General features: G+C 39.9%; 18 protein-coding genes. All 18 read right to left on the reverse strand.

Going from position 1 to position 16,853, the window contains the following annotated elements; translation table 11 throughout:
- Positions 1 to 21: 21 nt before the first annotated feature.
- Entirely contained in the window at positions 22 to 1,029 is a 1,008-nt protein-coding gene (gene nuoH / locus JR050_RS03460; RefSeq protein ID WP_204202124.1) for an NADH-quinone oxidoreductase subunit NuoH, read from the reverse strand.
- Complete coding sequence (locus JR050_RS03465; RefSeq protein ID WP_204202125.1) at positions 1,029 to 2,129, reverse strand: NADH-quinone oxidoreductase subunit D; 1,101 nt, start codon at positions 2,127 to 2,129, stop codon at positions 1,029 to 1,031. Before JR050_RS03465 ends, nuoH begins: the two co-directional genes overlap by 1 nt.
- A gap of 3 nt (positions 2,130 to 2,132) precedes the next feature.
- Positions 2,133 to 3,440 carry an NADH-quinone oxidoreductase subunit C gene (locus JR050_RS03470; protein ID WP_204202126.1) on the reverse strand — a complete coding sequence of 436 codons (1,308 nt, stop codon included), beginning with the start codon at positions 3,438 to 3,440 and terminating at the stop codon, positions 2,133 to 2,135.
- On the reverse strand, positions 3,437 to 3,955 hold the full coding sequence (locus JR050_RS03475; protein WP_204202127.1) for a NuoB/complex I 20 kDa subunit family protein: 519 nt from the start codon (positions 3,953 to 3,955) through the stop codon (positions 3,437 to 3,439). Before JR050_RS03475 ends, JR050_RS03470 begins: the two co-directional genes overlap by 4 nt.
- Positions 3,946 to 4,320: an NADH-quinone oxidoreductase subunit A gene (locus tag JR050_RS03480; protein WP_204202128.1), complete on the reverse strand. Its 375-nt coding sequence runs from the start codon at positions 4,318 to 4,320 to the stop codon at positions 3,946 to 3,948. Before JR050_RS03480 ends, JR050_RS03475 begins: the two co-directional genes overlap by 10 nt.
- 436 nt (positions 4,321 to 4,756) lie before the next feature.
- Entirely contained in the window at positions 4,757 to 5,158 is a 402-nt protein-coding gene (locus tag JR050_RS03485; RefSeq protein WP_204202129.1) for a F0F1 ATP synthase subunit epsilon, read from the reverse strand.
- A gap of 26 nt (positions 5,159 to 5,184) precedes the next feature.
- A complete protein-coding gene (atpD, locus tag JR050_RS03490; protein ID WP_204202130.1) occupies positions 5,185 to 6,606 on the reverse strand; it encodes a F0F1 ATP synthase subunit beta in 1,422 nt (473 codons plus the stop codon).
- A gap of 41 nt (positions 6,607 to 6,647) precedes the next feature.
- Positions 6,648 to 7,508: an ATP synthase F1 subunit gamma gene (gene atpG / locus JR050_RS03495; protein ID WP_204202131.1), complete on the reverse strand. Its 861-nt coding sequence runs from the start codon at positions 7,506 to 7,508 to the stop codon at positions 6,648 to 6,650.
- 106 nt (positions 7,509 to 7,614) lie between these two features.
- Positions 7,615 to 9,123, reverse strand: coding sequence for a F0F1 ATP synthase subunit alpha (gene atpA, locus JR050_RS03500; RefSeq protein WP_204202132.1), 1,509 nt, complete (start codon positions 9,121 to 9,123; stop codon positions 7,615 to 7,617).
- Positions 9,124 to 9,141: 18 nt separating this feature from the next.
- A complete protein-coding gene (locus JR050_RS03505; RefSeq protein ID WP_204202133.1) occupies positions 9,142 to 9,684 on the reverse strand; it encodes a F0F1 ATP synthase subunit delta in 543 nt (180 codons plus the stop codon).
- Entirely contained in the window at positions 9,681 to 10,262 is a 582-nt protein-coding gene (gene atpF / locus JR050_RS03510) for a F0F1 ATP synthase subunit B (RefSeq protein ID WP_204202134.1), read from the reverse strand. The genes JR050_RS03505 and atpF overlap by 4 nt, the downstream gene beginning before the upstream one ends.
- 149 nt (positions 10,263 to 10,411) lie before the next feature.
- Complete coding sequence (gene atpE, locus JR050_RS03515; protein WP_204202135.1) at positions 10,412 to 10,630, reverse strand: F0F1 ATP synthase subunit C; 219 nt, start codon at positions 10,628 to 10,630, stop codon at positions 10,412 to 10,414.
- Positions 10,631 to 10,684: 54 nt separating this feature from the next.
- Positions 10,685 to 11,425, reverse strand: coding sequence for a F0F1 ATP synthase subunit A (gene atpB / locus JR050_RS03520; protein ID WP_204202136.1), 741 nt, complete (start codon positions 11,423 to 11,425; stop codon positions 10,685 to 10,687).
- A gap of 24 nt (positions 11,426 to 11,449) precedes the next feature.
- Positions 11,450 to 11,818 (reverse strand): ATP synthase subunit I, encoded by a 369-nt coding sequence (locus JR050_RS03525; protein ID WP_204202137.1) that lies wholly within the window; start codon positions 11,816 to 11,818, stop codon positions 11,450 to 11,452.
- A 3-nt stretch (positions 11,819 to 11,821) separates the two neighbouring features.
- Entirely contained in the window at positions 11,822 to 12,043 is a 222-nt protein-coding gene (locus JR050_RS03530) for an AtpZ/AtpI family protein (protein ID WP_204202317.1), read from the reverse strand.
- Positions 12,044 to 12,306: 263 nt separating this feature from the next.
- Positions 12,307 to 14,577 (reverse strand): S8 family serine peptidase, encoded by a 2,271-nt coding sequence (locus tag JR050_RS20470; RefSeq protein ID WP_283244047.1) that lies wholly within the window; start codon positions 14,575 to 14,577, stop codon positions 12,307 to 12,309.
- A gap of 125 nt (positions 14,578 to 14,702) precedes the next feature.
- Positions 14,703 to 15,332, reverse strand: a complete 630-nt coding sequence (upp, locus tag JR050_RS03540; protein ID WP_204202138.1) for a uracil phosphoribosyltransferase — start codon at positions 15,330 to 15,332, stop codon at positions 14,703 to 14,705.
- 208 nt (positions 15,333 to 15,540) lie between these two features.
- On the reverse strand, positions 15,541 to 16,776 hold the full coding sequence (glyA, locus tag JR050_RS03545) for a serine hydroxymethyltransferase (protein ID WP_204202139.1): 1,236 nt from the start codon (positions 16,774 to 16,776) through the stop codon (positions 15,541 to 15,543).
- Positions 16,777 to 16,853 lie beyond the last annotated feature (77 nt).

Below are 16,853 nucleotides of genomic sequence, written 5' to 3' on the forward strand. Positions count from 1 at the left end.
TAGAAGTTTATCTCATTTCGCTTAGAAAAATAGTTCTTTAATCAATGCTGCAAAGAAAATGTTTACTAGTGCAATTGGTAATAATACTTTCCATCCGAATTCCATCAGTTGATCGGCACGTAAACGTGGGAATGTATAACGAATCCACATTAATAGGAAAACGATGACCATGAATTTAATAGAAAACCATACAGCACCTGGAATGAATGACAAAAATTCAAACGGTGGTAGCCAGCCTCCAAGGAATATGACCGTAATTAATGCCGACATTGCAAAAAGATACACATACTCTGCAAGCATGAAGAATGCCCAGCGGAATCCTGAATATTCAACATGGAATCCTGCAACAAGTTCTGACTCAGCTTCTGGTAAATCAAACGGTGTACGATTTAACTCAGCAATTGCTGCGATGAAAAATACAATAAATGCGACCGGTTGAAGAAGGATAAACCACATTGTATCTCCCTGTGCGGCAACAATGTCATTTAGGTTGAGGCTTCCTGATAACAAGATAACCCCAATAACTGACATAACAAGTGGAATTTCATATGAAATCATTTGGGCAGCCGCACGCATACCACCCATAAGAGCGTATTTATTATTTGAAGCCCAACCACCCGTTACAATTCCGATCGTTGTAATACCCGAAACGGCAATATAATAAAGAAGACCAACACCGATATCAGCAAATTGAAATGCATCTGTAAACGGTATCGTTGCAAGCACCATAAACGCAGGTGCAAAGGCAATAACAGGAGCTAGTATAAACAATGGACGATCTGCTTCTTTCGGAATGGTATCCTCTTTTAATAGAAGCTTTACTACGTCAGCAACAGTTTGTAAAAGTCCCCATTTACCTCCAACTTGGTTCGGTCCAATACGGCCTTGCATGAAACCCATTACTTTACGTTCTGCTAAAATTCCATATGTTACGAATCCAAGAAGAGCTAATAGAAAAGCTGTTCCTAGTCCAAAAAAGATTAAAAAGTTTGTTAACCCTGGAGAAGATTGTAATAATCCTTCAATCATTATCCATCTACCTCCCCAAGTACAATATCAATTCCACCTAGGATTGCAATTAAGTTCGCCATATTTTCGCCTTCTAATAACTTCGGCAAGATTTGAAGGTTATAGAAAGAAGGACGTCTAAACTTCAAGCGATACGGTTCTTTCTTTCCATCACTTGCAATATAGCAACCAATTTCCCCACGTGGTGATTCAATTCTTACAAACGCTTCCCCTTTAGGGGCTTTAATAATCTTAGGCACCTTTGCCATGATTTCGCCTTCACTAGGGAATTGTTCTACTGCTTGCTCTACAATCTTTAGAGATTCTTCAATTTCTTCCATACGACAGAAGTAACGTGCTAAGCAATCGCCTTCTTCTCGTACAGGAACGTCAAAATCAAAGCGGTCATAAATTGAATATGGCTCATCTTTTCGAAGATCCCACTTTATACCTGTGCTTCGAAGGTTGGCACCACTCAGAGAATAAGCAATTGCTTCTTCTTTCGAGTACTTTCCAACACCCTTCACACGGGAAACGAAAATTTCATTTCCTGTTACTAGGTCATGATAACCTGCAAGTTGCTTCCTCATATAAGGAACAAACTCTTCAACCTTTTCAATCCATCCTTCTGGAGCATCCCATTTCACTCCACCAACCCGCATGTAGTTGAACGTTAAACGAGCACCCGAAAGTTCGTTCAATAGGTTAATAATCATTTCTCGTTCTCTGAACGCATATAGGAATGGGCTGACTGCCCCGATATCAAGTAAGTATGTACCATACCAAACTAAGTGACTGGCAATACGGCCTAATTCCATTGCTAATACACGAAGGTATTCTGCACGGTCAGGAACTTCGATACCCATCATCGTTTCAACTGCATGACAGATGACATAGTTGTTCGTCATGGCTGATAAATAATCCATTCTATCTGTATAAGGAATAATTTGTGTATATTGCAGGTCTTCAGCAAGCTTTTCTGTTCCACGGTGTAAATAACCGATTACAGGTGTAGCTTCGATAATGGTTTCCCCATCAATCTTTAGTACAATACGAAAAACTCCGTGTGTACTTGGATGCTGTGGTCCTACGTTAAGTAGCATTTCTTCTGTGCGAATCAATGACTACACCTCCACATCGTACGGTTCATAGTCTTTTCTTAGCGGATGCCCTACCCAGTCTTCTGGAAGCATGATTCTAGTCATGTTTGGATGATTAGTAAACTTGATTCCTAGCAAATCGTATGCTTCTCGTTCTGGCCAGTTTGATCCTTCCCATAAAGGAACAAGTGAATCAATAACAGGCTCATCTCTGTCAATTTTTACTTTAACTGCTACTGACTGTTTATTTTTATATGAATATAAGTGCAAGTAGATTTCCATGTGTGTCACAAAGTCTGTACCATGGAGTTCGGATAAATAATCAAACGCTAGCTGCTCATTATACTTTAAGAATTCAGCAACCTTTAAATACATGTCCCTTTTCACGACTAAAGTCGGCACATCTTTTGATAAACGATTAATATAGGATTCTTCTAAAACATCAGAAAGATGCTCTTGAATGACCTTTACATACTTATCTAAAAATGGTTGATTTGGTGACGGAGCAAGACTCACTTCCTCAGCAGGCGCGGCATCACCGTTTGCAGCTTTCGCTTTTGCAGCAGCCGCAGCAGCAGCCTTTGCCTTTGCAGCGGCAATGGCTTTTGCCTTTTCTTCATCAGATGAAGCGCCTCCACTGCTTGCAGCCTTTGCTTTAGCTGCGGCAGCTGCTTTTGCCTTCGCGGCTGCGATGGCTTTCGCTTTCGCTTTTTCCTCATCATCCATTTCATTTGGTGCATCACCATTTTGTTTTGCTAATGCTGCAGCCTTAGCCTTCGCAGCTGCTGCAGCTTTCGCTTTTGCAACGGCAATTGCTTTTTGCTTTGCTAAATCTGCATCATCTGAAGAAGAGTCTTCAGTCGTTCCTTCTTCTTGTGCCTTTTTCTCAGCAAGCTTTTTAAGAGCAGCAGCCTTTGCTTTTTCTGCTGCTTCTTTCTTTAGCTCTTCTTTTGTTTTTTCTGGCGCTGTTTCTGCTGTTTCACCAGCTTCCCCGGCTGCCTTTTCCGCGAGCTTTCTTTGAGCTGCTGCTTTTGCTTTTTCTGCTGCTTCTCGCTTTAGCTCTTCTTTTGTTTTTTCTGGCCCAGTTTCTGCTGTTTCACCAGCTTCCTCTGCCGCTTTTTCAGCTAGCTTTCTTTGAGCTGCTGCTTTTGCTTTTTCTGCTGCTTCTCGCTTTAGTTCTTCTTTTGTTTTTTCGGCTGGTACTTCAGTTATTTCACCAGCTTCATTCTGTGCTTCTTGAGTTTTTCTTTCAGCTAATTTCTTTAACGCTTCTTCCTTTGCCTTTTGGGCAGCTTCACGCTTTTGCTGTTCTAGGCTCTTTTCATCACTCATCGACTAGTCACCTGCTTCCCAGTCTTCGCCTCATATCTAATCTTCTCTTTTAATTTATTTATTCCATATATAAGTGCAGCTGGATTTGGAGGACAGCCTGGTATGTACACATCAACAGGTACAATTTGGTCAACCCCTTTAACTACTGCATACGATTTCACATATGGACCGCCTGCAGTTGCACAAGAACCCATTGCAATTACCCATTTCGGCTCTGGCATTTGATCATATAAACGCTTTAATACAGGTGCCATCTTCTTCGTTACCGTACCTGATACAATCATAACGTCAGATTGTCGAGGTGATGTACGGAAGAATGATCCGAAACGATCCAAGTCATAGTGTGAAGACCCAACCCCCATCATCTCGATTGCACAGCAAGCTAACCCGAATGTTAATGGCCATAAAGAGTTACTACGTGCCCATCCTTTAAGTTCTTCAAGCGTTGAAAGGAATACGTTACGTTGTAATTCTTCCATTTCTTCTGGCGTGATATTTTCAAGTTTTAAATCCATTTCAGCACCTTCTTCTTCCAAGCATAAATCAAACCAATAAATAGCATAACGACGAAAATTAACATTTCAATAAGAGCGAACAATCCAAGTTGGTCATATGCTACTGCCCATGGATAAAGGAACACTGTTTCCACATCAAAAATTACAAACATTAGGGCAAAAATATAATACCTTACATTAAACTGGACTCTCGCATTATGAAAGGGTTCAATACCACTCTCATAGGTTGTTTGTTTTGCTTCAGTAGGCTTATGAGGACGCAATATGCGACCAGCCGTTAGTGCGACAACTGGCAAAATAACTCCTAATGTTAAAAAGATAAATACAATCAAATAGTTATTTTGGTATAGATTTAGAAGTTCCACACCGGTCCCCTCCTTAGGTAAACATTCATTTTAGAAAAACGTAGCAAGCGCCAGTCTTATGACGACAGCGATTGCAATAGTTTTTCCTATGCATTAAGAAAGATTTATACTTTCTTATTAGCCATAGAAATTTTATTATTTTTCAAAATAATTCCTTGTAACCGTAAACATTATACCATTTACAAAAAATTGTGTCGACAGAGCATCGGTAAACGTTTCAACTGATTTCCTAGAAATTTTGTCCATTTTTAATGTATGAGAGTGGTTTGGATGTATGACCTTAATTCATGAACAGATTTAGAAGATTGTGCCCTCTACTTCTCTAATAAAATTTACTCATAAAGTTAAATGATAGAAATGTAATGAGAACTAACCACTTAAAATTGAAATAGAACAAAAAATGCCTTAGGAGTCAAACTCCTAAGGCATTTTAATCTTAAATTCGTCCCGTTACTTTTAGGCGGTTCAATGCGCGTTGTAGGGCTAGTTCAGCGCGACGCAAATCAGTACTCGAGTCGTTCGTTTGAAGACGTTGTTCTGCACGCTTTTTTGCTTCTTCTGCACGAGTTACATCGATTTCAGAACCAAGCTCAGCAGCTTGTGCAAGAACTGTTACTTTATCAGGACGAACTTCTAAAAATCCGCCAGTTACAGCAACTAGTTCTGTATTGCCTTCTTTCTTTAAACGAACAGTTCCGATTGCAAGTGGAGCTACCATTGGAATATGGCCTGGTAAGATACCTAGTTCACCACTTTTAGCTTTTGTACTAACCATTTCTACATCAGATTCATAAACGGGGCCATCAGGAGTCACTACACTGACTTTGATTGTCTTCATTTCATAAACCTCCTAAGTCCCTTATATTATACTTCTACACCCATTGATTTCGCTTTTTCTACTACCTCTTCGATTCTTCCCACTAAACGGAAAGCATCTTCAGGTAAGTGATCGTATTTACCTTCTAAAATCTCTTTAAATCCTTTTACTGTTTCTTTTACTGGAACATAAGAACCCTTTTGACCAGTAAATTGCTCAGCAACGTGGAAGTTTTGAGATAAGTAGAACTGAATACGACGAGCACGGTGAACAACTAACTTATCTTCGTCGTTAAGTTCATCCATACCCAAGATCGCGATAATATCTTGTAATTCTCTGTAACGTTGCAGAGTTTGTTGTACTTGACGTGCAACCGTATAGTGCTCTTCACCAACAACTTCAGGAGAAAGTGCACGTGAAGTTGAAGCAAGTGGATCAACAGCAGGGTAAATACCCATCTCAGAAAGCTTACGCTCAAGGTTTGTCGTCGCATCTAAGTGAGCAAACGTTGTTGCAGGAGCTGGATCCGTATAGTCATCCGCAGGAACATAAATCGCTTGGATAGAAGTGATTGATCCTTTGTTTGTAGATGTAATACGTTCTTGTAATTGACCCATTTCTGTAGCAAGTGTTGGTTGGTAACCTACCGCAGAAGGCATACGTCCTAGTAGGGCAGAAACCTCAGAACCTGCTTGTGTGAAACGGAAGATGTTATCGATGAAGAATAGAACATCTTGTCCTTGATCATCACGGAAGAATTCAGCCATTGTTAATCCTGTTAACGCAACACGCATACGTGCTCCAGGTGGCTCGTTCATTTGTCCGAATACCATGGCAGTTTTCTTGATAACTCCAGAATCACTCATCTCGTGGTAAAGGTCATTTCCTTCACGAGTACGCTCACCTACACCAGCGAATACCGAGATACCACCGTGCTCTTGAGCGATGTTGTTGATTAATTCCTGGATTAATACCGTTTTACCTACACCGGCACCACCGAATAATCCGATCTTACCACCCTTAATGTAAGGAGCAAGTAAGTCTACTACTTTAATACCTGTTTCAAGAATTTCTACCTCAGTAGAAAGTTCTTCGAAAGTTGGTGCTTGTCGGTGAATTGCGTCACGACGAGCATCAGCAGGAAGTGCTTCGTCAAGGTCAATGTTTTCACCTAATACGTTAAATACACGACCTAAAGTGATATCACCAACTGGTACAGAAATTGGTGCACCAGTATCAGTTACTTCTAATCCACGAACAACTCCGTCAGTAGAAGCCATTGCAATTGTACGAACCGTGTCATCACCAAGGTGAAGAGCAACTTCAAGTGTTAAGTTAATGTTAACTTCGTTTTCACCAGTTGCTTGGTGGTTAATTGTAAGGGCGTTATAAATTTCAGGAAGATGTCCAGATTCAAACTGTACGTCTACAACAGGACCCATAACTTGGGTAACGCGTCCTTTTGTCATCGTTTTCCCTCCTAACTCAAACTTGAAACTAATTTATGAAACTATTGCTGTTGAGCAGCTGCTCCACCAACAATCTCTGAAATTTCTTGTGTAATTGCAGCTTGACGTGCACGGTTGAAAGATAAAGTAAGGTTACTAATAAGCTCTTTCGCATTATCAGTCGCACTCTTCATTGCAGTCATACGTGCAGCATGCTCACTTGCTTTACCATCTAATAAAGCACCGTAGATTAAGCTTTCTGCATACTGTGGAAGTAATACTTCAAGAATTTCCTCTTGAGAAGGTTCAAATTCATACGAAGTTACTTTTGTAGATGTAGAAATATCCGTTAAAGGAAGTAGTTTTTTCTCGGTTACTTGATGTTCAATGGCACTTACAAAGTGATTATAGTAAAGGTAAAGTTCATCAAACGTTCCATCTGCAAACATATTTACTGCATTACTTGCAATATCCTTAATGTCCGCAAATGCAGGTTGGTCACCGAGTCCTGTAATTTCTGAAATAACAGGTACTCCACGTTTTTTGAAGAAGTTTAACCCCATCTTACCTATTGCAATAACAGCAAACTCATCGTTGCTTTTATGGCGTTCAGTCATTGCCTGATACGCAGAACGAATAATATTACTATTATAAGCGCCTGCTAGCCCACGATCAGATGTTATTACGATATAGGCAGTTTTCTTAACCGTTCTAGATTCAAGCATTGGATGACTAACACCCGAAGCACCAAGAGCTACATTCGCTACTACTTCTTGGATTTTTTCCATGTAAGGAACGAATGCTTTTGCATTGTTTTCAGCACGATTTAACTTTGATGCTGATACCATCTGCATCGCTTTGGTAATTTGGCTCGTCTTTTTGGTTGAATTAATTCTGTTTTTTATGTCACGTAAGGATGCCAAAGGTTTTCACCACCTTTTTTTTAATACCTATTAGCTAAACTGATTTGTGAAGTTACACGTTACAGTAAAGTGCTAAGCAGTCATTAAAACTGCTTAGCTAAATCTATTACTCAGAAACAACAAATGTTTTCTTAAAGTCGTTAATCGCCTTAGCAAAGTCCTCATCGCCAGGAAGATCCTTCGTAGACACGATATGGTCTAGAAGTTCTTTACGGTTATGTTCTAACCAATTTAAATACTCATCTTCAAAACGAGTGATATCAGTTACTGGAATATCGTCTAAGAAACCACGAGTTAACGCATAAAGAATCGCAACTTGCTTTTCAACTTTAAGTGGTTTGTTTAATCCTTGCTTTAGTACTTCTACAGTACGAGCACCACGATTTAACTTAGCTTGAGTCGCTTTGTCAAGGTCTGAACCAAACTGAGCGAAAGCTTCTAGTTCACGGTATGCAGCAAGGTCTAGACGTAATGTACCAGAAACCTTCTTCATCGCTTTAATCTGTGCAGATCCACCTACACGGGATACGGATAAACCAGCGTTGATCGCAGGACGTACACCTGAGAAGAATAGGTCAGATTGTAAGAAGATTTGTCCATCAGTGATAGAAATTACGTTTGTTGGAATGTAAGCAGAAATATCTCCAGCTTGTGTTTCAACAAACGGTAGTGCTGTGATAGAACCAGAACCTAGTGATTCATTGATTTTAGCAGCACGTTCTAATAAACGTGAATGTAAGTAGAATACATCCCCTGGATATGCTTCACGCCCTGGAGGACGCTTTAATAGTAATGAAAGCTCACGGTATGCAGCAGCCTGCTTAGAAAGATCATCATATACGATTAGAACATGCTTTCCATCATACATGAACTCTTCTGCCATTGTAATACCCGCAAGTGGAGCAAGGTATTGCAGTGGAGCAGGTTGTGATGCAGATGCAGTTACTACGATTGAGTAGTCTAATGCACCATGCTTACGAAGAGTTTCAACAACTCCACGAACTGTTGATTCTTTTTGACCAATTGCAACATAGATACAGATCATGTCTTGGTCTTTTTGGTTTAGAATCGTGTCGATCGCAACAGATGTTTTACCTGTTTGACGGTCTCCGATTACTAACTCACGTTGTCCACGGCCAACTGGAATTAGGGCATCAATCGCCTTAATACCTGTTTGTAATGGTTCATGAACTGATTTACGAGCCATAACACCTGGTGCCGGGCTTTCAATCGGACGAGTTTTTGAAGTTTCGATAGGTCCTAATCCATCAACTGGTTGACCTAAAGAGTTTACTACACGACCAATAAGTGCTTCACCTACTGGTACTTCCATGATACGGCCTGTACGACGTACTTCGTCACCTTCACGGATTTCCTTGTATGGTCCTAAAATAACGATACCTACGTTGTTGTCTTCTAGGTTTTGTGCCATACCCATGACACCATTTGAAAATTCTACAAGTTCTCCAGCCATGACATTGTCGAGGCCATGAGCACGAGCGATACCGTCCCCAACTTGGATAACAGTACCTACATCATTCACTTCAATTTCAGACTGATAGTTTTCAATTTGCTTTTTTATCAGCGCACTGATTTCTTCTGCTTTGATGCTCATGAATTTCACCCCTATCTGTTATCTTTTAGTCAAAAGCTCACGTTCAACACGAGCTAATTTTCCACTAACACTTCCGTCGTAAATACGGTTACCAATGCGGACTTTTACTCCACCTAGCACGGAAGGATCTACAATATTCTCAATACGTAATGCTGTTTTCCCTACTTTTTGAGCAAAAGTTTGGGATAAAGCAGCTTTTTCGTCTTCTGTTAACTCTCTTACTGAATATACTTTTGCATCCGCAATCCCTCTTACGTCATTTGCTTCTTGAACAAAGAAGTCAACCATTTCTGTAATAATGGATTGGCGGTGTCTATCAATAAGAATTAGTAAAGTATTTAGTACAGGAGCTGAAAAATTAGCGAAGCTATCTTGCACTAATGTCTTCTTCGTTGCTTTTGAAACCTTTGGATGGTTTAGTACTGAACTCAATTCCTTGTTCTCAGTAAAAACAGTTCGAATCGCAACTAGTTCCTGTTCAACTTGTTCTAATAGATTCTGTTCGTTTGCTATTTGAAAAAGAGCGTTTGCATAGCGTTTTGCTACTGTTCCGTTACTCATCGTGCTTCCCCAACGTTCTGAATATATTCGTTAATCAGTTTTTGTTGGTCTTGCTCGTTAAGTTCTTTTTCAATAACTTTTGATGCAATTAGAACAGATAATGAAGCTACTTGCTCACGTAGTGCGGCAACAGCTTGATCTTTTTCTGATTGAATTTCTTTTACTGCAGCATCTTTAATACGAGTTGCTTCATTGCGAGCTTCTAGAATAATACTATTCTTTTGATCTTCAGCAAGCTTCTTCGCATTTTCGATTAGCGTTTGAGCTTCAAAGCGTGATTGCTTTAACGCTTCTTTTTGCTCTTCTACTAGTTTCTTTGCTTCAGCGTTGCTTTGCTCAGCATTTGCGATTTCGCTAGTGATGTGTTGTTCACGTTGCTTCATAATACCCATTAACGGTCCAAACGCAAATTTACGTAGTAACGCTAATAGAACTAAGAAAATAAACAACTGGTATAAAATATCACCAATATTTAACTCAAATCCATGTGCTGCTTCAGCTCCAAGGATAAATAAATCTAAATTGAACGGCACATTGTTCACTCCCTTCGAAGAGTTCCACCTGCATTTCTCAGGCATGACGTGTATCTATGAATCCCATTTAAGGATAAGTTAAATTAAGATACAAACATAAAGGAATGGCGAAGGTCACTAGGAAGTTACTTCGCCATTACATAGACAGTGGCATAGCAGTTACTAAGCGCTCTGACCACTGGTTCAAGCATTTATTATTGACCAGCACCGAATACCATGAACGCGATAACTACAGCGATGATTGGAATCGCTTCTACTAACGCTACCCCGATGAACATTGTAGTTTGAAGTTTTCCACCAAGTTCTGGTTGACGAGCGATACCTTCAACTGTACGAGACACGATTAATCCGTTACCAATACCTGCACCTAGTGCGGCTAAACCAATTGCAATTGCAGCTGCTAATAAACCCATTGTAAAATTTCCTCCTTAGAATTAGAAAATATATAATTTGTTTTAAAAATATAATTAATGGTCATGACTCACTTTGTGTGCCATATAAACCATTGTTAACATTACAAAAATGAAGGCCTGAATTGCACCAACAAATATACTAAATCCTTGCCAAACCAACATTGGGATTGCGGCAACAAGCGATCCGACAATTCCTCCACCGATACTTTCCAAGTACCCATTTGTTGCTAAGCCAGCTAAAAGTCCTAACAGGATCTCACCAGCAAAAATGTTACCGTATAGACGAAGACCTAACGTTAATGTGTTAGCGAATTCCTCAATAATCTTTAAAGGGAATAAAAACGGCATCGGTTTGAAAAACTCTTTTCCGTATTCTCCTACACCCTTCATCTTCACACCATAAAAATGTGTAAGTGCAACAACCATAACAGCTAATGTTAACGTAATGATTGGATCAGCCGTTGGTGATTTCCACCATAATTCATGAGTTGCATCATTAATAATGGAGAATGGTAATCCTAGCATGTTCGCAACGAACACATACATTAGAAGTGTCATCCCTAGAGTTAGGAATCTTCCTCCTGTGTGCCAGTCCATTGTACTGCTGATAATACCTCTCACAAAGTCCATTACCCACTCCATGAAATTTTGCATTCCTGTAGGTTTCATTGCTAATGAACGAGTTGCAATAATTGCAAGAAGAAACACGATAACTGCAGCGATGGTTGTCATCATCATGTTTGATAAACTAAACCAAAGCCCTAAAAACTCTACTCTAGGAGCAGCATGTTCCAAATGTATTCACCTCTCTTCCAGGTACTACTTACGTATAGTTTGGATGATAATATCTATCAAAATGACAATATAAAATGTCATTAATCCCAAGATTGTTCCAGCGATATGAAATAACTCTGGATATTTTGTTGCTAACAAGACGGCAAGTGCAGCAGATGCTAATCTAGTGAATGTTCCAATGGACCTAGCATTTCTGCCTTCCGCAATCGCTTGTCCAAATCTCTTTGTCTTCCTAACCATTACCCACAAATTATAGAAGCTAAGCAACGTTCCGACTATCAAGCCTAGAAATACTGAATCATAGGATGTGAATCCGTAGCCCAATACATATATAGCCAATAGATAGAGTATGTATTTTCTATGTCTAATATAGATGTCTCTTAATTCGGACATTGATTACTCTCCTGAGAAATAATGGTTAATCAGCCTCAACATAGCATAAACGCCAGTTGCAAGTCCGAGCAGAAGGCCAATAATTAAAAACAGTGGGAAGGTTCCAACTGTTTGATCTACCCATCTGCCGAGGAAAATCCCGACTAGAACAGACCCAACTAATTGGGAAAGAATTGCGGTCATTAACGCCATCGCTTGCAGAGGATGACGATTGTTTTTGTTCATTTTCACCTGCTCCTTTATAAGCAAATTCGCTACTCAAATTTGAGTGAAAATTCCCACAAAAACGTTGCTAGGATACAATTGTAAACCTTATCATTATACCCTTTGTAAGCATACAATAGGGCTATGTCAATGTCAACGTATTCCCTGTAAAAAGTTAATCGGAAAAATGGGTGTTTACAATTTGTTCACATTTTATAAAAATTTATATATTCAACTAGAAACAAGGCGATTGGGATTAGGTGAGCTACTATCTGCTCACCTCCCTACTCTTCTTCTAGTACAACTGAATCTTCGATTGATATCATTACTTCTATTGTATCTTCTTTTCCTTTATTTTTTACAAATACTAGTGCCTTGAAGGTTCCTTCTATTCCTATTTCCTTTTGAGTTAGTTCTTTTTTCAGCATTCCTCTCGCTACATTTGTGGAGAAATCTAGAAATTTGATGAACCTTAATGTATCTGGATCGTACAATGCGATCCCAAACTCTTCCGCACCTCCTGGAAGATAGGCTTCGTACTTAAACGTTTTTGGTTTATCTCCTGGTCCAAACTGAAAGCCCATGATTCTTGGGTAATTAGGTTCCTCAATGACATAGATATAAGGAAGTTTTATCTCATTTCCGTCTTCCAATATTGTTAGCCAATTAGAATGTATCCCTTTTCCTAGGACAGAAGGTGTGATATCTAATGAAAGGGATATCTTCTTTTTAGACTTAGGTTCGACTGTAAACGTTCTCGGGAGTTTCCACTGAATTCCGTTTTGTGCTTTTGGGAGATCAAAAGAGTATGACTTTTTCATCAGCGACTGGTTATCGATGGTTAGCGTGATCACTTTTTGTTGTCTTTCGTCTTCATTGTGGAATAGTCCAAATGAAAACGAACTTGGATAAATGAGCGTATCCGCTTTAACCGCTTTGTCAATTTGGATTCTTCCAGTACCTTGTTCAATCGTGGAATAGTAGTCGTCTTTGTTTACTAACAGTTTTGCTGTATTCATTAAGGCAGCTTTTATCTGCTCAGGATTCCAAGTTGGATGGGCTTGTTTAATGAGCGCGGCTGCTCCTGCTACGTGTGGAGCAGCCATACTAGTTCCTTGCAGAGATTCATAGCCATTTGGAATGGTGCTCTCAATGGCAACGCCCGGCGCTACAACATCCGGCTTAATATCCCATGTATACGTAACGGGACCACGTGAGCTAAAATCAGCAATACTATCTTCTACCTTCTTATAATTTGTTTCAATATAGGGTTGTTGTTTCATCTTCTTCTTCAAGAAAAGGCCATCTTCCTTTGAAACGGAAACAACCGGAATTGAAATCCCTACCTCTAATCCACCCGCGAACTCACCTTTTACATTGTTATAAATCATAACGCCTATTGCACCTTTTTTTAACGCATTGATCGCTTTTTCTGTGAATGGAATGGTTCCTCTTTCTATTAGTGCGATTTTCCCTTTTACAGTATTGGGGATATCCTGTGGATAACCCTTTCCTCCGAAAACTATTTCTTCCTCTCGATTAAAACTCCATTCACTGGCTCCTTGCATCTGCGTTACGTTTATCTGCCTTTCATTAACACCGATTGTAACGTACGGAATTTGAATAGGAGGAGTTGAGGCTCCGACTGAAATTGCTTTTGATGCTGTTCCAGGAGAGCCGACTGTCCACATATTGGGGCCAGAGTTTCCGCTAGAGGTTACGGCTACAATTCCATTTTCAGCAGCTTTATTTAATGCAAGGCTTGTTGGCCAATCGGGACCATTCACGTCGTTTCCAAGTGATAAATTGATAACATCTACCTTGTCTTTTATTGCCTTTTCAATAGCCGCAATGACTTGCTCACTTGTTCCCATTCCCCCAGGTCCAAGTGCTCTATACGCAATAATTTCAGCTTCAGGTGCAACACCGTGAATTTTGCCGTTCGCTGCGATAATTCCTGCTACATGTGTTCCATGTATTGTCGGCATCCCTTGCTTAGCCTTTGTTTCCATTGGGTCACTATCTTTATCAACTAAGTCATAGCCACCTTTGTAATTTCTCCTTAAATCGGGATGTGAGTAATCCACCCCTGTGTCAATCACTCCTACTTTGATTCCTTCACCAGTAAGACGGTGATTGTCTGCATCTAAATAACTTCGAATATCTTCTGCTCCGATATAATGAACACTTTTCTCTACCGTCACACTGTAGGTTTGATTTGGGTATACATTTTCAACACTCGTCATTTCTGTGAGCTTCTTTAAATCCTCTTCATTTCCGGTAACCGAAAAACCCTCAAACACAGTGTCATACTCTTTATTTACTTTAATAGAAGGAAGTTGTTTTAAACGGTCTAAAACTTCGCTCTTTTTCATCGTTTTTGCTTGAATAATGACCGTTTTGATCCCTTCAACCCGTGAATCAGGTAACGGCGGATAATGAGGGAACGTTACATCTTTTGCCAGAACCTCATACGCTCCACCACTTGCACCCGTCAGGATAAGTAGAGTACATATTTGTAAACCAATTACGATCCACTTCATTCCCTTTAACATTTCCCATCCACCTCTTACCATATATTGCGCCTTTTAGCAGCATATCATTCTTAAAGAAAGTGGACTTTAACGCATTAAAGGAGTGGGGGACAGGCCCCCACTCCTTTAATGCGTTAAAGCGTTTATTATTTTGTTCCGAAGAGACGATCTCCTGCGTCTCCTAGTCCTGGTACGATGTAGCCGTGGTCATTTAGTTTTTCGTCCATTGCAGCGACAAAGATGTCTACATCTGGGTGTGCTTCTTGTACAAGCTGTACCCCTTCAGGTGCAGCGATGATACAAATAAGTTTTATGTTTTTCGCTCCCCGTTTCTTTAAGGAGTTGATTGCTTCTGCCGCAGATCCCCCTGTTGCAAGCATTGGGTCTAATACGTAGAACTCTCTTTCTTCCACATCACTTGGAAGTTTTACATAGTACTCAACAGGTTGCAATGTTTCAGGGTCACGGTATAACCCAACATGTCCTACCTTTGCAGCTGGGATTAACTTTAAAATCCCGTCTACCATTCCTAGTCCCGCACGAAGGATTGGAATTAAGCCCAGCTTTTTCCCTGCCAATACGTTTGTTTTCGCTATGGCAACTGGTGTTTCAATTTCGATTTCTTGCAGAGGTAGGTCGCGAGTAATTTCGAATGCCATTAGGCTTGCTACTTCATCCACAAGCTCACGGAATTCTTTAGTACCTGTATGTTTATCTCTTATGTACGATAGTTTATGTTGAATTAATGGGTGATCAAACACATACACTTTACTCAATATTAACAGCTCCTTTAATAGCTAAAAGTTATGAACCTACTTCCACCAAGGACTCTGGTACAAGACTTGTCCATCTAGTCACACTTCCATTGATTTTACAGAAAAAGTTTTCCTGTTTCAAGCGACATATATAAAAAATGTTGAAACGGTCTTATATATATCAATTCACGAGAAAAAGCAGACCTTTTAAGATCTGCCCTTTTACCATTTATTCGTATAACGGAAATTTCTTCGTTAGTGCTAATACGCGATTTTTTGCATCTATAATTGCTGCAGAATCTTCTGGATTACGTAGAATAAACGAGATGATGGATGCAATCTCTTCCATTTCTTCTACTCCAAACCCTCTGCTTGTTACAGCTGCCGTCCCGATACGGATCCCACTTGTCACAAATGGACTTTCCGGATCAAACGGAATCGTATTTTTATTGACTGTTATTCCCACTTCATCTAAAAGTTTTTCTGCAGCCTTACCTGTCGTATTTAACGAACGAACATCTACCAATAATAAATGGTTATCTGTTCCGTCTGAAACGATCGTTAGACCTTCTTTTTTCAACGATTCTGCAAGACGCGCAGCATTATTCACAACGTTTTGTGCATAAGTTTTGAAGCTATCTTGCATTGCTTCACCAAACGCTACAGCCTTTGCTGCGATGACATGCATTAACGGCCCACCTTGGATACCAGGGAAAATTGATTTATCAATTTGCTTTGCAAATTCTTCTTTACACAAAATCATTCCACCACGTGGTCCACGAAGTGTTTTATGAGTAGTAGTTGTGACAAAATGTGCATGTGGTACTGGATTTGAATGCAAGCCCGCTGCCACTAAGCCAGCAATATGAGCCATATCAACCATTAAGTAAGCTCCCACTTCATCTGCAATTTCACGGAATTTCTTAAAATCAATTTCTCTAGGATAAGCAGAAGCACCTGCCACAATTAACTTTGGCTTATGTAATCTAGCTTTTTCTAACACATCTTCATAGCTGATACGATGCGACTTATCATCCACACCATACTCCACAAAATTATATTGAATACCACTGAAGTTAACAGCGCTACCGTGTGTTAAATGTCCACCGTGAGAAAGGTTCATACCAAGGACAGTATCTCCAGGCTTTAACACAGTAAAATATACAGCCATATTCGCTTGAGCACCAGAGTGAGGTTGAACATTGGCATGCTCTGCGCCAAAAATTTCCTTCGCTCTGTCACGCGCGATGTTTTCTACAACGTCTACATGCTCACAACCACCGTAATAACGACGGCCAGGGTACCCTTCGGCATATTTATTTGTTAAAACAGATCCTTGTGCTTCCATTACTGCTTTACTTACAAAGTTTTCAGATGCAATCAATTCAATATTATCTTGCTGTCTTTTACGCTCTGCTTCCATCGCTTCGAATACAAGTTGATCTTGCTGTGATAAAGTTCCCATTGCCATCCCCCTTAAAAATTACATCCATTTTATTTTACCATTATTGTGAAATAGATAGAAGCCGAATTATTAAAACA

This window comes from Bacillus suaedaesalsae (assembly GCF_016890225.1).
Taxonomy (GTDB): domain Bacteria; phylum Bacillota; class Bacilli; order Bacillales; family SA4; genus Bacillus_BS; species Bacillus_BS suaedaesalsae.